This window comes from Nakamurella sp. (assembly GCF_044224575.1).
Taxonomy (GTDB): domain Bacteria; phylum Actinomycetota; class Actinomycetes; order Mycobacteriales; family Nakamurellaceae; genus Nakamurella.
In genome coordinates this window covers 246,403-262,482 of the sequence record NZ_JBGAKE010000003.1, presented here as the reverse complement: position 1 = coordinate 262,482, position 16,080 = coordinate 246,403, and the positions used below count along the sequence as shown (strand labels likewise).

The following is a 16,080-nucleotide window of genomic DNA, read 5'->3' as shown; positions in this document are numbered from 1 at the left end:
TTCGACGACCCGATCGTCGTCCGGCGCACGTCCGACCAGGACCGGCTGACGGCCGGATCGTGGCGCAAGCGGGTCCGGCTGCTGGTCGACGGGCTGGTCGATCGGGTGCACCGGGAGGATCCGACGGCCTACGCCGTCCTCACCCTGCCCAGCGGTGAGCGGATGTACCTGGCCAGCCATGGGATGGCCCGGCCCGCCTGTCCGAAGGGCCACGACGGCTTCTTTGCCACCCGGATCCGGCCGTTCCACGGGCCCGCCGCGATCCCGGGTCGGGCTCGAGCGATCTCCGTCCCCTGCTGTTGGACGTGTACGTCGATCCGGCGGCCCGACGATTCCGGCGGTACCGACTGGACCTGCGCAGCGGTGAGACGGCGATCGACTGACGCGCCCGCCGCGGCGCTGCCGGCGGCTGATCGGCGCCGGCCGCCGTCAGCCGGCGATGCGGTCCAGCGCGGCCGACGAGTGGGGCGCGAGTTCGATGTCGGAATGCGCGCGTTCCTCGACGTAGGCCAACTTGCCGTCGGGCGTGATCCCGATCAGCCGGGTTGCTCCGACGACGGGCGGCGCGGTCGGGGTGCGCAACGCCGCATCGGTGGACAGGGCCCAGGCGGCCGCCGAGCGGGCCCGGCCGTAGAACAGCTCGATCCGCCCCTCGGCGTGGGCGACCATCAGCTCGATCGACCCGTCCGGCTGCGGCCGGAAGAAGCCCAGCTCCCGGCTGCCCAGCCCGCGCACGGACCCGTCGGGGTCGAGGAGCCAGCTGACCGATTCGTAGCGCAGGAACGGCCGCCCGTCGTGGGAGATGACGACCTGCTGGCCGAACTGCGGATCGTTCTCGCCCGGCTCGTTGCCGAACCGGCCCACCCCCCGCCAGACGCCGAGCAGCGGGAGCAGCGGCTGGCAGTCGGGGTGCAGACCGGGCCGGGCGCGCACGTTGGCGGTGTCCGCGGGAATGGGCAGCGGCGGCACATCGGCGATGTCCAGCGCGCGGGTGGCCTCGGCCCGGATCTCGGCGGCGACGATGGCCGCGTCCCCGCTGCCGGGGATCGGGGTCGCCGGCGAGTGTCCCGGCGGCGGGACGATGTCCGGTGCGCGCACATACTCACCCGCGGTTCGCTCGGCTCCGACCAGGCCGGCGATCTCCTCGGCGGTGGGGCCCTGATGGGAATGCGGCACCCGCGGGTCCGGTCCGCTCGGGTCGGGTGCCGGGCCGTCCGGACCGGTCACCTGTCCTCTTGGAGCAACCGGTAGACCACGTAGAACGCGAACCACGTGATCAGCAGGGCCACCGCGATGAGCAGTCCGGTGAAGAAGATTTCCACCCGGGCAGCCTAACCCGAGCCGGCCGTCGGGTTCCCCCGTCGCGAACGACGTCACACCCGACGACGCCATCCGGCCGCCGGGTGACCCGCCCGACGGAACGGCGAAGGCGGGGCCGGCCGCAGCCGAACCCCGCCTCCGGGCAGCACGAACCTCAGGCGACGACGATGTCCAGCTGGTTGATGCCCAGGCTCACCACACCGTCGGCCTGACCATTGCCGGCGCGGGACAGCGCGCGGACCGTCCACGAGCCGGGGGCGGCGAAGAAGCGGAAGTCGCCACCCGGGGAGGTGACGACCTCGGCGGTGAACTCACCGGTGGAGTCCAGCAGCCGGACGAAGGCACCGGCCACCGGCTGGTTGTCCTTGCAGACCTTGCCCTGCACGACGGCCTGGCCGGAGACATCGACGCCCACCGGAATGCCGGCGGTCTGATCGGGGGCAGCACACGACATGACTGTTGTCCTTTCCTAGGTCTGGCGGGTCAGGCGCCGAGCTCGACCGGCACGCCGACCAGCGAGCCGTACTCGGTCCAGGAGCCGTCGTAGTTCTTGACGTTGCGCTTGCCGAGGATCTCGGTCAGCACGAACCAGGTGTGGCTGGAACGCTCACCGATCCGGCAGTAGGCGATGGTGTCCTTCTCGTCGTCCAGGTTGCCGTACAGCTCGGTCAGCTCGGCGTCGGAGCGGAAGGTGCCGTCCTCGTTCGCGGCCTTGGACCACGGCACGTTCAGTGCGGTCGGGATGTGACCGGCCCGCTGCGCGGCCTCCTGCGGAAGGTGCGCCGGGGCGAACAGCTTGCCGGAGAACTCGTCGGGGGAGCGGACATCGACCAGGTTCTGCACCCCGATGGCCGCGACGACCTCGTCCCGCAGGGCGCGGATCGAGGAGTCCTGCTCCTGGGCGGTGTAGGTGGTCTCGACCCGGTCGGTCACGTCCCTGGTCAGGGTGCGGCCGTCCAGCTCCCACTTCTTGCGGCCGCCGTCGACCAGCTTGACGTTCTGGTGCCCGTAGAGCTTGAAGTACCAGTACGCGTAGGCGGCGAACCAGTTGTTGTTGCCGCCGTAGAGCACGACGGTGTCGTCGTTGGAGATGCCCTTGGCCGACAGCAGCTTCTCGAAGCCGACCCGGTCGACGAAATCGCGGCGAACCGGGTCCTGCAGCTCGGTCTTCCAGTTGATCCGGACCGCGCCGGGGATGTGGCCGGCGTCGTAGGCCGACGTGTCCTCGTCGACCTCGACGAGAACGATGCCGGGGGTGGACAGGTTCTGCTCTGCCCATTCGGTGGTGACGAGGGAGTCCTCGCGGCTCATGCGGCTGCTCCTTGCAGGGTGGTGCGATCGGGTGGTGCTGGCGGGTCGGGAGACTTCCGGGGAAATCAGGGTCGGGCGATCACCTGGGACGATCCACGCCCCGTCGGCAGCACCGAGCGGGCGGATCGAGGAATAGGGTGTGCGGCTGCCAGTAAAAGACCGGAACGGTCAGCGGCAGGTAGTCGGGCACCCGGCTGCGCTGCAACAGAGAGCACTGCCGACGCGCACGAGGTCGACGGCGCGCCGGCTGGTCAGCAACGGGCCCATGGATTCAACGGTAGCAGCCCGCGGCGTCCCGCTTTGACCGGATCCCGCGTCCCGCGGTGCTCCCGCGGTCGCCGATCCGGGCCCGCCGCATCGTCAACTCGGCCGAGCTTGCGAGGCCGCCATGGAGAGGTCCGGGCCCAGACAATCTGGCGACGCGGGAGCCTGATTGTTGCGCGGTCTCAGCGCCGCAGCTCTTGAAAGGTGACCGGGCCGGTGTTGACCGTGATCACCACGTCACTCCCGGACGCCTGGACGTCGCCCTCGGTGACCGTGAACGGGAGCCCCGCCAACGGAATGGTCGTGGTCAGCCCCGAGGCCAGCGCGGATGCGGCCTGCTGCGCGGTCTGGGTCAGGTCGATCCCCGCGGCGGACAGGTTGTCGACCGTGAGCGTCAGCGCGTCGTTGGCGACCGAGAGCTTGGCCGAGCCGGTCAGCGGGACGGCAACGCCCAGCACGGTGATCGTGCTGCTGGCCTGCAGGGTGCCGTTCGGTCCGGCCGACAGGGTGACGTCCGGACGGGGGAGGGCCGCCTGGAGGGACGAGATCGGGATAACGACCTGCAGGTTCGTTGCCTGGGCGGTCAGGTGCGAGGTGTCGCCGGCCACCGCGTCGCGGAGCGGCATGGCCACCGTGGTCAGGGTGACCCGGGCCTGGGTGCCCGGCAGCAGTCCGGCGTCGACATTGCCGGCGCTGACGATCACCTGCGGGTAGGAGCCCTGCACCGCGTGCCATAGGAAGGGGAATCCCTCGATGGACACGTCGGGGGATTGGGTCAGTCCCAGTTCCGTCTGGATGGCCGACGCGGCCCGGTACTCGGCGTAGGCGCGGCCGCCGAAGTCCGCCGCGACCAGCAGCACGGCCAGCACGACCAGCGTGATCAGGAGCTTGCGCACGGATCGAGTGTGTCAGGTGGCCGCCCGGGTCAGGCCGGAACCTCGGCGGGGGTCGGGGTGGCGGACCAGTCGGCTATCCGGGCCGCCAGCTCCGGCGTCAGGGCAGTTTCCCCGTGCCCCATGCCCGGCTCGATCCACAGGTCGCCGGACCGCGAAGCGTCCTGCAGGGCGATCGCATGGGGCGGGCCGAAGTAGTCGTCCTCGGTGCCGTGCACCAGAAGCAGGGGTACGGTGATCCGCTCGGCCGCCTCGATCGGACTGGGCGGCAGGTCCGGCCACGGCTCGCCGAGCCGAACCCCGAGGGCGACGCCCATCTGCACGGCGAGCGGATGCTCCAGCAGCCAGTGCAGGCGGCGCATCGGCACGCTCTCCCGCACATACCAGCGGGACGGCGCGGACACGGCGACCACGGCATCCGGCGGATCAACGCCCAACGCGGCCTGCCGGACGGCGACCGCCGCCCCCATGGAGAACCCGACGACGGTGACCGTCGGGTAGCCCGCCGCCCGGGTCCAGCGGACCACGGCATCCAGGTCCAGGACCTCGTCCCGGCCGACCGACGAGCGGCCGCCGGACCGACCGTGGCCGCGGAAATCGGCCGCGACGACCGCGCCGTGCTGCGCGAAGGCGGTGATCGCGGCCCGGGTCGCCGGCTTGGCGATGCCGTGGGTGAAGCCGTGGGCCAGGACGAACGCGCCCGCGTCGGCAGGGCCCGACACGTGCACGCCGGTCAACGACACGTCGTCATCGGTCGTGCAATGGAACCCGACCCCCGCCTCAGGCGTCCTCGCGACGGTGAACGATCGCATCAGCGATCACTCCCGCGCAGTGATGGGCGGGCGGTGTCCCCGTCGTTGCCGAGGGGTCGACGGGTCACCGGCCGTGCCGGCCGGTCGGATCGTTCGCCTCCGAGGGTCCGTGACCCTGCGCCAACGTTGTCGGGCATTCTGCGGATCATGTCACATGGGCCCGCTCCGACCTGCAGGAACGTGACCGGCGTTACCTGCGTGTCATACGGGCCTGGTATTTCCGTAACTGAAACCTCACAGTCGCCGTCCAGGACTGTGAGGTACGGCGCGCCCGATCGACCACGATGTTGCAACCTTGCAAAAGTTAGACTCGAAGCCCGGTGAACCGCAGGTAAGGAGAAGACGAATGGAGCTCCTGCTGCTCACCACCGACCCCAGTCCGGCGTCGGTGTTGCCCGCGGTCGACCTGCTTCCCGTTCGTGTCCGGTCCGCCGCACCGGAGGCCGCGTCCCTGGTCACCTCGGGACCGTACGATCTGCTGCTGCTCGACGCCCGGCACGACCTGGCCGCCGCGCGGACGCTGTGCCGGCTGCTCGGGTCCGACGGACTGGCGGTGTCCATCCTGGCCATCGTCACCGAGGGTGGCATGGTCGCGATCGGCCCGGAATGGGGCGTCTCCGACGTCGTGCTGGCCTCGGCCGGGCCGGCCGAGGTGCATGCCCGGCTCCGCCTGCTGGCGGCCCGCACCAGCAACGCCGCCAACTCCGGGATGATCAGCCTCGGTGATCTGACCATCGAGGAGGACACCTACACCGCCCGGCTGCGCGGCCGGCCCCTCGAGCTCACGTACAAGGAGTTCGAGCTGCTCAAGTTCCTGGCCCAGCACCCGGGCCGGGTGTTCACCCGCGAGCAGTTGGTGACCGAGGTCTGGGGCTACGACTTCTTCGGCGGCACGCGCACCGTTGACGTGCACGTCCGCCGGCTGCGGGCCAAGCTCGGCTCCGAGCACGAGGCGCTGATCGGCACCGTCCGCAACGTCGGCTACAAGATGGTGCCGCCGGCCCGATCCGCACTGCGGGACGAATCGGCCGGCACGCCCGCGTGAGCAGCGTGGACGGACGGACTCGCCGCGCAGGTCAGGGGCGCCGACCGCCCCGCATACGCATCGAGCGCGCACGCCGCCCCGGCACGGGGCCGGCATGAGTGACGCCGTCGGGTGGATTCGCGGCACCGATGCGGCCGGTCCCGTCCTCACACTGGCCGACCGGGTCGCCGCCGCCGACGGGGTGGCCGCGATCTCCGGTCACGTCCTCGCGGCCGTCCGCGCCGGCACTGCCGACGTCCTGCGGGCCGATGTCCCCGATGGCGCGGCCGCCGGCTACGCGGTGGCGATCGCCGGTGACCCGGCGGAGGTGGCGGTGGATCCGGACGCCCGCGGGCAGGGCGCCGGTCGCGCCCTGGTGCAGGCCGCCATCGAACGTCAGGGGGCGGTCTGGGCCTACGGCGACCTGCCGGCCGCCCGCGCCATCGCCGACCGGCTGCACCTGGAGCGCACCCGGGTGCTGCTGCAGATGCGCCGCCCACTGCCGGCCGAACCCGCCGGGGGGCCGCCTCCGCCCGGCGTCCGGATCCGCGCCTTCGAACCGGGTCGGGACGACGAGGCCTTCCTCCGGGTGAACGCCCGCGCCTTCGCCACCCACCCCGAGCAGGGCCGGCTGGATCTGGCCGGCCTGCGCGACGAGATGAGCCAGGACTGGTTCGACCCGGCCGGCTTCTTCCTGGCCGTCACCGATCCGGGGGACCGGATGCTGGGTTTCCATTGGACCAAGGTCCATCCGCGCGCCGCCGGCGCGACCGGGACGACGGCACCGATCGGCGAGATCTACGTCCTGGGCGTCGACCCCGATGCCGGGGTGCGCGGCCTGGGCTCCGTGCTCACCGATGTGGGGCTGCGGCACCTCGCCGATCGGGGGCTGCCCACCGTGATGCTCTACGTCGAGGCCGATAACGAGCGGGCCCTGCGGCTCTACCAGCGGGCGGGCTTCACGGTGCATCTGACCAACGTGGTGTATCGCCGGTCGTCCGCCACCGTCTGAGACCGACCGGTGACGCACCGGTGTCATTGATGCGTGCGCATGGGTCGGGGTGCCTCCCGTCACAATCCCCGACCTCGTGATTCACCTCCCGTTCACCGTGGGGGCGGATTGCGTTCCGTCCCGCGCCCTACCGTCCGGAACGTCGGGCCTGCGCCGCCGTGCGCACCGGACCGGCCCGAGACGAACGAAGACGTGATGGAGGAAATGGCGTGAAGATCGCGCGACGGACAGGCCTGGTGGCGCTGCTGGCTGCCGGTGCCCTGGTGCTGGCCGCCTGCGGCAGCGACAACAACTCGACCACGACGACCTCGGCCGCGGCCGGCGGTTCCGCGGCCGCGAGTGGGTCCGCTGCGGCCGGTGGCTCGGCGGCGGCCGGGAGCGGGACGAGCTTCGAGGGCGCCGGCTTCACCTGCGCCACCGGTTCCCTGCGCTCGTCCGGCTCCACCGCCCAGGGCAAGGTCATGGAGCAGTGGATCGCCGACTACAACGCCACGTGCGGGGCGAACATCAACGCCTACGGCGGCGGCGGCTCCGGCAAGGGCATCTCGGACTTCATCGCCAACCAGGTCGACTTCGCTGGCTCCGACTCGGCGCTCAAGCAGGACCAGGCCGCCCAGGCCCAGGCCCAGCGCTGCGCGGGCAACCCGGCGCTGAACCTGCCCATGGTGACCGGGCCGATCGCGCTGGCCTACAACGTCTCCGGGGTGGACTCGCTGACCCTGACCCCCGAGGTGATCGCGGGCATCTTCGCCGGCACCATCACCACCTGGAACGACCCGGCGATCGCGGCCGTCAACCCGGGCGTGACCCTGCCGGCCACCGGCATCCAGGCCGTGCACCGGGCGGAGGACTCCGGTACCACCGAAAACTTCACCAAGTACCTCAAGGCCGCTGCCCCCAGCGTCTGGACCTTCGACCCGGCCAAGGCCTGGGCCGCCCCCGGCGGTGTCGCCGCCCAGGGCAGCGACGGGGTGTCCAAGCAGGTCAAGAGCACCGACGGGTCGATCGGCTACGTCGAGTGGGGCTTCGCCCTGGACGACGGGCTCGACGTCGCCAAGGTCGACAACGGCGGCGGCGCGGTCGAACTGAGCGCCGCGTCCGCGGGCAAGGCCGTCGAGGCCGCGACCGTCGTCGGCACCGGCCAGGACCTGGCCCTGAAGCTGGACTACGCGACCAAGGAGCCGGGCGCCTACCCGCTGATCCTGGTGACCTACGAGATCACCTGCTCGGCCGGCAACGCCGCCGAGGTCGCCCCGCTGGTGAAGTCCTTCCTGGGCTACACCGCCACCGACGGTCAGGCCTCGCTGGATGAGCTGGGCGCGGCCCCGTTGCCTGCATCGATCCAGCAGAAGGTCATCGCCTCGGTCTCGTCCATCAGCTGAAATCCGCCCAGCGGGTCCGGGCCGGCTTCGGTCGACCGGACCCGCGACAACGTGACCCGGTCAGCGTCATCATCGTGATGTGCGGCTGACTCCACGCACAAGAAGCCAAGCCGAGGAGCGATGGTTCAGACGGCCGGAGACGACTCGCGAACGGACGATCCGTTCGAGATTGCCGCCCAGGGCGTGCCCGGGGCGAACCCGCTGATCGGTGGCCCGCAGCCGGACAGCGCGGACAAGGTCGACGCGCCCGGCACGATCCTGCCCGACGGGCGCCCCGAGGCGGGCATCTCGGGCCGGTCCGTGCGCACGGGCGACCGGGTGTTCAAGGGTCTGGCCGCCGGTTCCGGCGCGATCCTGCTGATCGTGATGGCGGCGATCGCCATCTTCCTGGTCTGGAAGGCGATCCCGGCGTTCACCCAGAACACCGGCAACCTGTTCACCACCCAGACCTGGAACCCGCAGGGCAGCCCGCCGATCTTCGGCATGGCCGCGGTGTTCTTCGGCACGGTGATGTCGGCGTTCATCGCGATGATCATCGGCGTGCCGATCGCCATCGGCATCGCGCTGTTCATCTCGCACTACGCCTCGCGCCGGGCGGCCACCGCCCTGGGCGCGACCGTCGACCTGCTGGCCGCGGTGCCGTCGCTGGTGTTCGGCATGTGGGGGCTGTACTTCCTCATCCCGGAGACCAAGGGCTTCCAGGCCTGGATGAGTGAGTACTTCGGCTGGATTCCGCTGTTCGACAACACCACGGCGACCACCGTCGACCAGTTCGGCAAGTCGTTGTTGATCGCCGGCGTCGTCCTGGCGATCATGATCATCCCGATCGTCTCGGCGGTCTGCCGCGAGGTCTTCCTGCAGGTGCCGAGGGAGACCGTGGACGCGTCGTGGGCGCTGGGCGCGACCAAGTGGGAGATGATCCGCACCGCGGTCCTGCCCTTCGGCCGCGCCGGCATCATCTCGGCGGCCATGCTGGGCCTGGGCCGGGCGCTGGGCGAGACGATCGCGGTCGCGCTGGTGCTCAACTCCGGGTTCCGCATCAACTGGCACATCACCGAGCCGGGCGGCGACACCTTCGCCTCGACCATCGCGCTCAAGTTCGGTGAGGCCGGCGGCTCGCCGGTAGCCATTGCGGCCCTCATCGCGGCCGGCCTGTTCCTGTTCGTGATCACCCTGGTCGTCAACACCGCGGCCCGGATCGTCATCGCGCGGAAGAAGGACTTCACATGAGTGTGGCGACCGCCCCGGCGTCCTCGGGGTCCATCCGGTCCGAGCTGATCGGGGCCCGGCTGCCGTCCTGGGCGCCCTACGGCAGCGCGGTGGCCGCCGTCGGCCTGGCCGTCCTGCTCCGCTGGTTGCTGGAATGGACCGGCTGGTCCACCACGTTCTTCGCCGCCGCGGCGCTGTTCGTCCTGGTCCTCACCACCTGGTCGTTCGCCGTCGAGGGGCGCCGGCAAGCCAAGAACCGGTTCGCCTCCACCCTGATCTACGCCTCGTTCCTGGCGGCGATCGTGCCGCTGGTGCTCATCCTGACCTACATCGGGATCAAGGGATTCAGCGTGTTCTCGGCCGACTTCTTCCTGCGGTCGATGAACGGGGTGACCAGCCGGATGGCCGGCGGCGGGCTCTACCACGCGTTGATCGGCACGCTGATCACGGTGGCGATCGCCGCAATCATCGCCCTGCCCATCGGCATCTTCACCGCGATCTACCTGGTCGAGTACGGCCGGGGAAAGTTCGCCAAGACCGTGACGTTCTTCGTCGACGTCATGACGGGCGTGCCGTCGATCGTCGCCGGCCTGTTCGTCTACACCTTCCTGCTGTTGGGCTTCGGGATGCGGCCGTTCGGTGCCGCCGGTGCGCTTGCGCTGGCCATCTTGATGGTTCCGGTCTCCGTCCGGGCATCGGAAGAGATGCTCAAACTGGTGCCGCGCGACCTGCGGGACGCCTCGTACGCACTTGGCGTGCCCAAGTGGCGGACCATCGTCAGGGTGGTGCTGCCCACCGCGATGTCCGGCCTGATCACCTCGTCGCTGCTGGCCGTCGCCCGGGTCGCCGGCGAGACCGCTCCGCTGATCCTGCTCACCGGTTACACCGCGTCGATCAACTTCAACCCGTTCTCCGGGGACCAGGCCACCCTGCCGATGATGATCTGGGACCAGCTGGGCAAGCGGTCCGGCACCACCTCCAACGATCTGACCGAGGCCCGGGCCTGGGGCGCGGCGTTGACCCTGGTGCTGTTGGTGCTGATCCTCAACATCGGCGCCCGCCTGCTCGCCCGTCTCGCCAAGCCCAAGACCAGCTAGTTCCGGGAGTACATCGATATGGCCAAGCGCATCGACGTCGAGGACGTCAACGTGTTCTACGGTGACTTCCTCGCCGTCGAGGACGCCTCCATCAACATCGCCCCGCTGTCGGTCACGGCCTTCATCGGCCCGTCCGGCTGCGGCAAGTCCACCTTCCTGCGGGTCCTCAACCGGATGCACGAGGTGATCCCGGGCGGTCGCGTCTCGGGCAAGGTGCTGCTGGACGGCGAGGACCTGTACGGGCCGGGCGTCGACCCGGTCAACGTGCGCCGCACCGTCGGCATGGTGTTCCAGAAGCCGAACCCGTTCCCGACGATGTCGATCTACGACAACGTGATCGCCGGGTACAAGATCGCCGGCACCAAGAAGAACAAGAGCACGATGGACGACATCGTGGAGCGCTCGCTCAAGGGCGCCAATCTCTGGGAAGAGGTCAAACAGCGTCTCAACCGGCCCGGCGCGGGCCTGTCGGGCGGTCAGCAGCAGCGGCTGTGCATCGCCCGGGCCATCGCGATCGAGCCATCGGTCCTGCTGATGGACGAACCCTGCTCCGCGCTCGACCCGATCTCCACCCTGGCCATCGAGGATCTGATCACCGAGCTCAAGCAGAGCTACACGATCGTGATCGTCACGCACAACATGCAGCAGGCGGCCCGGGTCTCGGACCGGACCGCTTTCTTCAATCTCGCCGGGGTCGGGCAGCCCGGTCGGCTGATCGAGTACGACGACACCGCCAAGATCTTCTCCAACCCCACCGAGAAGGCGACCGAGGACTACATCTCCGGCCGCTTCGGTTGAGCCCCGGACCGGCCCGGGCGGCGGTTCCGACCCGCCGCCCGGGAACGATGAACGCCCCCTCCCGACCGGGAGGGGGCGCTCGTCGTGACGGGGTCCGTGGTGCTGCCCGTGCCCCCGTGCCCGCGCGGATCAACAAGCCCGGCGCGGCTGAACCAGCCGACTTCCGTCCCACCGGTCACTTTCGGTGCACTTTCAGCCGCGCAGCATCGGTGTGGACAGCCGCGCGGATGAAGTCGTCGACTCGTGCCTCACCCGTCACATACGGGGTGAGTTGATCCGCGCCGACGTACATGATCCGCGCGGGAAGGCGGGGCGCGGTGACCATGCGGGCGCGCCGGACAGCGCGCGGCGACAAACGCGGCGCGCGGGGGCCCGCGCAAGGGCAGGGGGTCAGTCGCGGGCGGCGAAGGCCGGCGTCGTGTCGCCGCCGACGTTCTCGCCGGTCACCAGGTACACGGTCCGGCGGGCGATGGACACCGCGTGGTCGGCGAACCGCTCGTAGAAGCGGGCGAGCAGGGAGATGTCCACCGCCGGCGCCACCCCGTGCCGCCAGGTGGGGGCGAGCAGGTAGTTGTACAGGTCGCGCTGCAGGTCGTCCATGAGATCGTCCTCGACCTCGAGCTGGCGGGCCAACTCGACGTCCCGGGTGCGGAGTACCACCCCGGCCTGGTCGGCCAGATGCACGCCCACCCGGCCCATCCGCTCGACGATCGGCCGGACGTCCGCCGGGATGACGTGCGCGGGATGCCGTCGGCGAGCGGCCTTCGCCACGTGGATCGCCAGGGCACCCATCCGCTGCAGATCGGCGACGATCCACAACGCGGACACCACGATGCGCAGATCCCGTGCAACGGGAGCCTCCAGGGCCAGTAGCTCGACCGCGACCTTCTCGGCGTTGGCGCGCATGTCGTCGAGTTGGACGTCGGAGGCGATCACCTGTTCGGCCAGCGCCAGGTCCGCATCGAGCAGGGCCTGGGTGGCATCGCGCAGCGCGTCACTGGCGACCTGGCACATCGAAGAACCGTGTTCGCCCAGCTCCGCGAGCCGCAGATGGTATCCCTCACGCATGATGACAGCGTAAGTCCATCGCCCACACGCCAAGAACGAGCCCGGTGAACTGGGGATGAACGCCAGGCGAGAAGAACCCCGCGACCGGACATCGCGGCCGATCGCGCCCGACCCGCGGGACGCACGCGGTCAGGCGCAGAGCTCCGCGCCGGCGTTGATCGACGTGAGTGCGCTGGTGTCGACCAGCGATCCGCTGTCCTGGGTGGATGTGACGGCCGGCGTGGCCGTGCCCATGGTGGCCGTGGCGTTGCTGCCGGACCGCACCGCGTCGACCGAGCCCTCGAAGTCCTTGCCGAGCAGCAGTCGAACGGATCGGCCGAGGCCGTTCACCGGCACCACGGTGGCGCCGGGAACCGCGGCCGCCACGGTCAGGGCGGCGTTCAGATTCGTCGGGTCGTATTCGACGGTGACGTCCGCCTGCATCTGATCCGGCCGGGCCTGCAGGTCCTCGTCGGAGATCTCGAAGCCGATGTTGTTCAGCTCGTCCATCGCCTGCGTGGCCACCCCGCTGCGCCCGCTCACGTTGACCACGGTCACCTGAACGGTGCTCGGGTCGACGGTCTTGCCGGTGGCCAGGCCGACCCCCGCCTCGCCGGACGGGGTCGGCAGGTCCGGGGTCGGGGACGGGCTCGCCGGACCCTCCTCACCGGGCAGCGGCCGGTCGTTGAGCAGCGCGTCGAACACGGCGCTCGCGGCCGGCTCCGCCGGGTCGAGCGCCTCCGGGTTGTCCACGCTGGGGACGGTGGGCAGCGTGTAGAACGTGACCTTGCTCGGGTCCAGGTTGCCCATCGATTGGGCCAGTGCCACCAGATCGTCGATCGTGACGTTGTCGGTGTAGGTGTTTTGCACGAAGGCCTGGAGGAACCCGTCGAGTTTGCCCGGGTTGAGCAGCGTGCCAGCACTGGTCACCTGCTGCAGGATCGCGGACAGGACGATCTGCTGGCGACGGATCCGGGCCAGATCGGAGTCGGTGTCACCTTCCACCTTGCGCGCGCGTACCAGGCTCAGCGCCGTGTCCCCATGGATTGTCTGCACGCCACCGTTGGGAATGACCGTGCCCAGTTCCCCGTCGATGACCGGCCGGCAGACATTGACGGTGATGCCGCCCAGCGCATCCACCATGTTCTGGAAGCCGGCGAAGTCGATGCCGATGACCCGGTCGATCTTCAGCCCGGTCAGGTCCTGGACCGCTCGCACGGTGCATTGCGGCCCGCCGACCGAGTAGGCCGAGTTGATGTGCCACTTCTCGCCGTTGCTGATCGGCTGGGTCTGGTCGGACAGCTGCCCGGTGGCACCGTCCCAGACCTTGCAGGTCGGGGCGTCGATCATGGTGTCGCGGGGGATGGACAGCACCGTGACATGCCGGTCGCTGCTGATGTGCGCGATCATCAGCGTGTCCGAGTTGGCCACCCCGTCATTGGTGCTGTCGTCGGTTCCGCCGGCGGCCGCATTGGCCGCCCCGGCCCGGGTGTCGGAGCCGAGCAACAGGATGTTCTCCGGGGTGAACGAGCCCGGCGCGGTGGGCGCGGCGGTCGGCGTGGAGAGGTTGGTGTCGTCGGTGACGATGGCCTGCACGCTGCGGGACAGGATGCCCGAGTCGGCCCGGGACTTGATCGTCCATTCCAGGCCGGTCGCCACCAGCACCAGCACGGCCAGCAGAGCGACCGACACCCGACCGGCGTTGCGCCAGACGTGGTGGTTCGACGGCCGGCGAGCGCCCGATTCGATCGATCCGGCGGCGGGGTCCGGCGGCATGGCGTCGCTGCTGGCGGGCCCGTCCGCAGAGCCTGCGCCCACGCGACCTCCTTGTGCCTCACGCCGGTGATTGCGGCGTTTCGTAACCGGTGTTCGACGATTGTCCATGGTACGGACGGTCGCCACCATTCCAACGGAATGTGTCGTTCGGCGTGACCCTCCCACCGCATTCACACGAATGCAGGCAGCAGCGTCGGCAAATATCGCCGCTTTACCCTGAATGACGCAGCCGAATGCTGCTGGTTCAATTCACGCAGAAGGGTGTGAGGAACGCCTCAGGACCGGCACCGGCGTCGCGCACGATCAGTCGCAGCGTGGTCAGGTCGGTGCCGATGAGCCGATCGCCGGAGAAGATCCGGATCAGTGTCGGCAGCCCGTAGACGGTGGCCCTGGGGTCCGGTGCCATGCTCACCGCCGAGTCGGCTGCGGCGCTCGCGACCGGCGGTCCCGCCAGTTCCCGGAGACCCTGCACGACCGGTGCCAGCCGGACCGTCGTCGTCGCGGTCGGGCAGCGTTGCGCCTCGTCGCGGCGGGCCGGGTCGACGTGGGCGAACAGCTGAGCCTGCTGATCGGCGACGGGGCCGCCGGCGGTGGCGTTGACCGCATCGATGGTGGCCCGGATCGCGTCGACGTCCGCCGGTGGCGCCGGCGCACCGTTCCACGTGGGTGCGGACTCCGGTCCCGGCGTGGAGGCCTGGCAGGCGGCGAGACCGCTGAGGGCGGCCACGATCAGGGCCATGCGGAGGGGCCCGGGATTCCGGTCAGGCCGCCCGCGGGCCGTCCGCCGGCTCATCCGCCGCCGTCGTCCAGTTCCGCCTCGTGCGGCACCAGGTCGGACTCGGGGTCGTCGAGCCAGCCGTGCGGCAATGCGACCCGCCGCTGCGGGGACCCCTGCCGCCCGCGCGGCCCCGCGGCCGCCTCCGGATAAGGCTGATCCAGGTCGAGCTCGCCCAGCAGGTCGTCCAGCTCGGTCAGGCTGGACACCATCCCGAGTTGCCGCCGGGGTTCCGAACCGACGGAGAAGCCGCGCAGGTACCAGGCGATGTGTTTGCGTAGCTCGCGGATGCCCCGGTCGGGTCCCATCTCGTCGGCCAGCAGCTCGGCGTGCCGACGCAGGATCGTGGCGACGGCCCGCAGATCGGGCGGGGTCGGCGACGGCTCGCCGGTGAATGCCGCGGCCAGTTCGGCGAACAGCCAGGGCCGCCCCTGGCAGCCTCGGCCGACCACGACGCCGTCACAGCCGGTCATCGCCATCATGGCCAGGGCGTCCGACGCGGCGAAGATGTCGCCATTGCCGAGCACCGGGATCGAGGTGACCACCTGCTTGAGCCGTCCGATGAATTCCCAGTCGGCCGTGCCCGAGTAGTGCTGGATGGCGGTGCGGGCGTGCAGGGCGACGGCGGCGACCCCGCAGTCCTCGGCGATCCGGCCGGCGTCGAGGTAGGTGATGTGGTCGGGGTCGATGCCGACCCGCATCTTGACGGTGACCGGCACGCCGCGATCGGCGGCATTCTGCACGGCGGCCCGGACGATGGCTTCGAACAGTCGCCGCTTGTAGGGCAGGGCCGACCCGCCACCCTTGCGGGTCACCTTGGGCACCGGACAGCCGAAGTTCAGGTCGATGTGGTCGGCCAGGTCCTCCTCGACGACCAGCCGGACGGCCTGGCCCACCACGGTGGGGTCCACCCCGTAGAGCTGGACCGAGCGGGGATGCTCGTCGGGGCCGAACCGCATCATCGCCCGGGATTTGGGGTCGCCTGCGACCAGGGCGCGGGTGGTGATCATCTCGCACACGTAGAGGCCGGCGCCGAACTCGCGGCACAGCGCCCGGAACGAGGAGTTGGTGACGCCGGCCATCGGCGCCAGCACGACCGGTGGCCAGACCGGGTACGGCCCGATCCGTAGGGCGCCCGCCTGGGCCGTCGCCCTGGCCGGCGATGCCTCGGCCGGCGATGCCTCGGCGGGCGATGCCTCAGCCGGCGGTGCGCCGGCGGGCGATGCCCCGGCCGGCGGTGCGCCGGCGGGCGCCGTGGTGATCGTGGTCGGGAAGTTCACGGCGACCATTGTCCCGCCTCGCGGGAGCGCCGCGGGCCCGCTCGGCGGCGAATCCACCCGGCCGCCTCGTGATTGATCAT

16 protein-coding genes are annotated in these 16,080 nt (G+C 70.5%); 6 read left to right on the top strand and 10 right to left on the bottom strand.

The window, feature by feature from the left end:
- Window positions 1-429: 429 nt before the first annotated feature.
- From ACILSK_RS05095 to ACILSK_RS05070, 6 genes are all read right to left on the bottom strand, one after another.
- Entirely contained in the window at window positions 430-1,083 is a 654-nt protein-coding gene (locus tag ACILSK_RS05095) for an FABP family protein (protein ID WP_395726162.1), read from the bottom strand.
- Between the two features lie 391 nt (window positions 1,084-1,474).
- Window positions 1,475-1,774 (bottom strand): DUF1416 domain-containing protein, encoded by a 300-nt coding sequence (locus ACILSK_RS05090; protein WP_395726041.1) that lies wholly within the window; start codon window positions 1,772-1,774, stop codon window positions 1,475-1,477.
- Between the two features lie 29 nt (window positions 1,775-1,803).
- Window positions 1,804-2,631 (bottom strand): sulfurtransferase, encoded by an 828-nt coding sequence (locus ACILSK_RS05085; protein WP_395726040.1) that lies wholly within the window; start codon window positions 2,629-2,631, stop codon window positions 1,804-1,806.
- Window positions 2,632-2,799: 168 nt separating this feature from the next.
- On the bottom strand, window positions 2,800-2,898 hold the full coding sequence (locus ACILSK_RS05080; RefSeq protein ID WP_395726039.1) for a putative leader peptide: 99 nt from the start codon (window positions 2,896-2,898) through the stop codon (window positions 2,800-2,802).
- 179 nt (window positions 2,899-3,077) lie between these two features.
- A complete protein-coding gene (locus tag ACILSK_RS05075; RefSeq protein WP_395726038.1) occupies window positions 3,078-3,791 on the bottom strand; it encodes a DUF2993 domain-containing protein in 714 nt (237 codons plus the stop codon).
- 29 nt (window positions 3,792-3,820) lie between these two features.
- Entirely contained in the window at window positions 3,821-4,600 is a 780-nt protein-coding gene (locus ACILSK_RS05070) for an alpha/beta hydrolase family protein (RefSeq protein ID WP_395726037.1), read from the bottom strand.
- A gap of 346 nt (window positions 4,601-4,946) precedes the next feature.
- On the opposite strand from ACILSK_RS05070, the gene ACILSK_RS05065 reads away from it, so the two are divergent.
- The 6 genes from ACILSK_RS05065 to pstB all read left to right on the top strand — a co-directional run bounded on the left by ACILSK_RS05065 (window position 4,947) and on the right by pstB (window position 11,122).
- A complete protein-coding gene (locus ACILSK_RS05065) occupies window positions 4,947-5,645 on the top strand; it encodes a winged-helix domain-containing protein (RefSeq protein ID WP_395726036.1) in 699 nt (232 codons plus the stop codon).
- Window positions 5,646-5,739: 94 nt separating this feature from the next.
- Entirely contained in the window at window positions 5,740-6,636 is an 897-nt protein-coding gene (gene mshD / locus ACILSK_RS05060) for a mycothiol synthase (RefSeq protein ID WP_395726035.1), read from the top strand.
- Between the two features lie 209 nt (window positions 6,637-6,845).
- Window positions 6,846-8,018 carry a phosphate ABC transporter substrate-binding protein PstS gene (pstS, locus tag ACILSK_RS05055; protein ID WP_395726034.1) on the top strand — a complete coding sequence of 391 codons (1,173 nt, stop codon included), beginning with the start codon at window positions 6,846-6,848 and terminating at the stop codon, window positions 8,016-8,018.
- Window positions 8,019-8,138: 120 nt separating this feature from the next.
- Window positions 8,139-9,248, top strand: coding sequence for a phosphate ABC transporter permease subunit PstC (gene pstC / locus ACILSK_RS05050; protein ID WP_395726033.1), 1,110 nt, complete (start codon window positions 8,139-8,141; stop codon window positions 9,246-9,248).
- The gene (gene pstA / locus ACILSK_RS05045; protein WP_395726032.1) at window positions 9,245-10,324 is read left to right on the top strand and encodes a phosphate ABC transporter permease PstA; all 1,080 of its coding nucleotides are present in this window, start codon (window positions 9,245-9,247) and stop codon (window positions 10,322-10,324) included. The genes pstC and pstA overlap by 4 nt, the downstream gene beginning before the upstream one ends.
- Window positions 10,325-10,342: 18 nt before the next feature.
- The gene (gene pstB / locus ACILSK_RS05040) at window positions 10,343-11,122 is read left to right on the top strand and encodes a phosphate ABC transporter ATP-binding protein PstB (RefSeq protein ID WP_395726031.1); all 780 of its coding nucleotides are present in this window, start codon (window positions 10,343-10,345) and stop codon (window positions 11,120-11,122) included.
- Window positions 11,123-11,512: 390 nt separating this feature from the next.
- Here pstB and phoU read toward each other — a convergent pair whose 3' ends face one another.
- The 4 genes from phoU to dusB form a co-directional block, all read right to left on the bottom strand.
- Complete coding sequence (gene phoU, locus ACILSK_RS05035; RefSeq protein ID WP_395726030.1) at window positions 11,513-12,190, bottom strand: phosphate signaling complex protein PhoU; 678 nt, start codon at window positions 12,188-12,190, stop codon at window positions 11,513-11,515.
- A gap of 129 nt (window positions 12,191-12,319) precedes the next feature.
- Complete coding sequence (locus tag ACILSK_RS05030) at window positions 12,320-13,987, bottom strand: LCP family protein (RefSeq protein WP_395726029.1); 1,668 nt, start codon at window positions 13,985-13,987, stop codon at window positions 12,320-12,322.
- A 202-nt stretch (window positions 13,988-14,189) separates the two neighbouring features.
- Window positions 14,190-14,684: a hypothetical protein gene (locus tag ACILSK_RS05025; protein WP_395726028.1), complete on the bottom strand. Its 495-nt coding sequence runs from the start codon at window positions 14,682-14,684 to the stop codon at window positions 14,190-14,192.
- 50 nt (window positions 14,685-14,734) lie between these two features.
- Window positions 14,735-15,844: a tRNA dihydrouridine synthase DusB gene (gene dusB / locus ACILSK_RS05020; protein WP_395726161.1), complete on the bottom strand. Its 1,110-nt coding sequence runs from the start codon at window positions 15,842-15,844 to the stop codon at window positions 14,735-14,737.
- Window positions 15,845-16,080: the final 236 nt, after the last annotated feature.

What these genes read in the sequence shown, in the direction of transcription:
- ACILSK_RS05025 (WP_395726028.1), bottom strand. Translation starts at nt 14,684, where the DNA reads ATGGCCCTGATCGTGGCCGCCCTCAGCGGTCTCGCCGCCTGCCAGGCC.
- ACILSK_RS05065 (WP_395726036.1), top strand. Translation starts at nt 4,947, where the DNA reads ATGGAGCTCCTGCTGCTCACCACCGACCCCAGTCCGGCGTCGGTGTTG.
- pstA (WP_395726032.1), top strand. Translation starts at nt 9,245, where the DNA reads ATGAGTGTGGCGACCGCCCCGGCGTCCTCGGGGTCCATCCGGTCCGAG.
- mshD (WP_395726035.1), top strand. Translation starts at nt 5,740, where the DNA reads ATGAGTGACGCCGTCGGGTGGATTCGCGGCACCGATGCGGCCGGTCCC.
- ACILSK_RS05085 (WP_395726040.1), bottom strand. Translation starts at nt 2,631, where the DNA reads ATGAGCCGCGAGGACTCCCTCGTCACCACCGAATGGGCAGAGCAGAAC.
- ACILSK_RS05080 (WP_395726039.1), bottom strand. Translation starts at nt 2,898, where the DNA reads ATGGGCCCGTTGCTGACCAGCCGGCGCGCCGTCGACCTCGTGCGCGTC.
- pstC (WP_395726033.1), top strand. Translation starts at nt 8,139, where the DNA reads ATGGTTCAGACGGCCGGAGACGACTCGCGAACGGACGATCCGTTCGAG.
- pstB (WP_395726031.1), top strand. Translation starts at nt 10,343, where the DNA reads ATGGCCAAGCGCATCGACGTCGAGGACGTCAACGTGTTCTACGGTGAC.
- ACILSK_RS05090 (WP_395726041.1), bottom strand. Translation starts at nt 1,774, where the DNA reads ATGTCGTGTGCTGCCCCCGATCAGACCGCCGGCATTCCGGTGGGCGTC.
- phoU (WP_395726030.1), bottom strand. Translation starts at nt 12,190, where the DNA reads ATGCGTGAGGGATACCATCTGCGGCTCGCGGAGCTGGGCGAACACGGT.
- ACILSK_RS05070 (WP_395726037.1), bottom strand. Translation starts at nt 4,600, where the DNA reads ATGCGATCGTTCACCGTCGCGAGGACGCCTGAGGCGGGGGTCGGGTTC.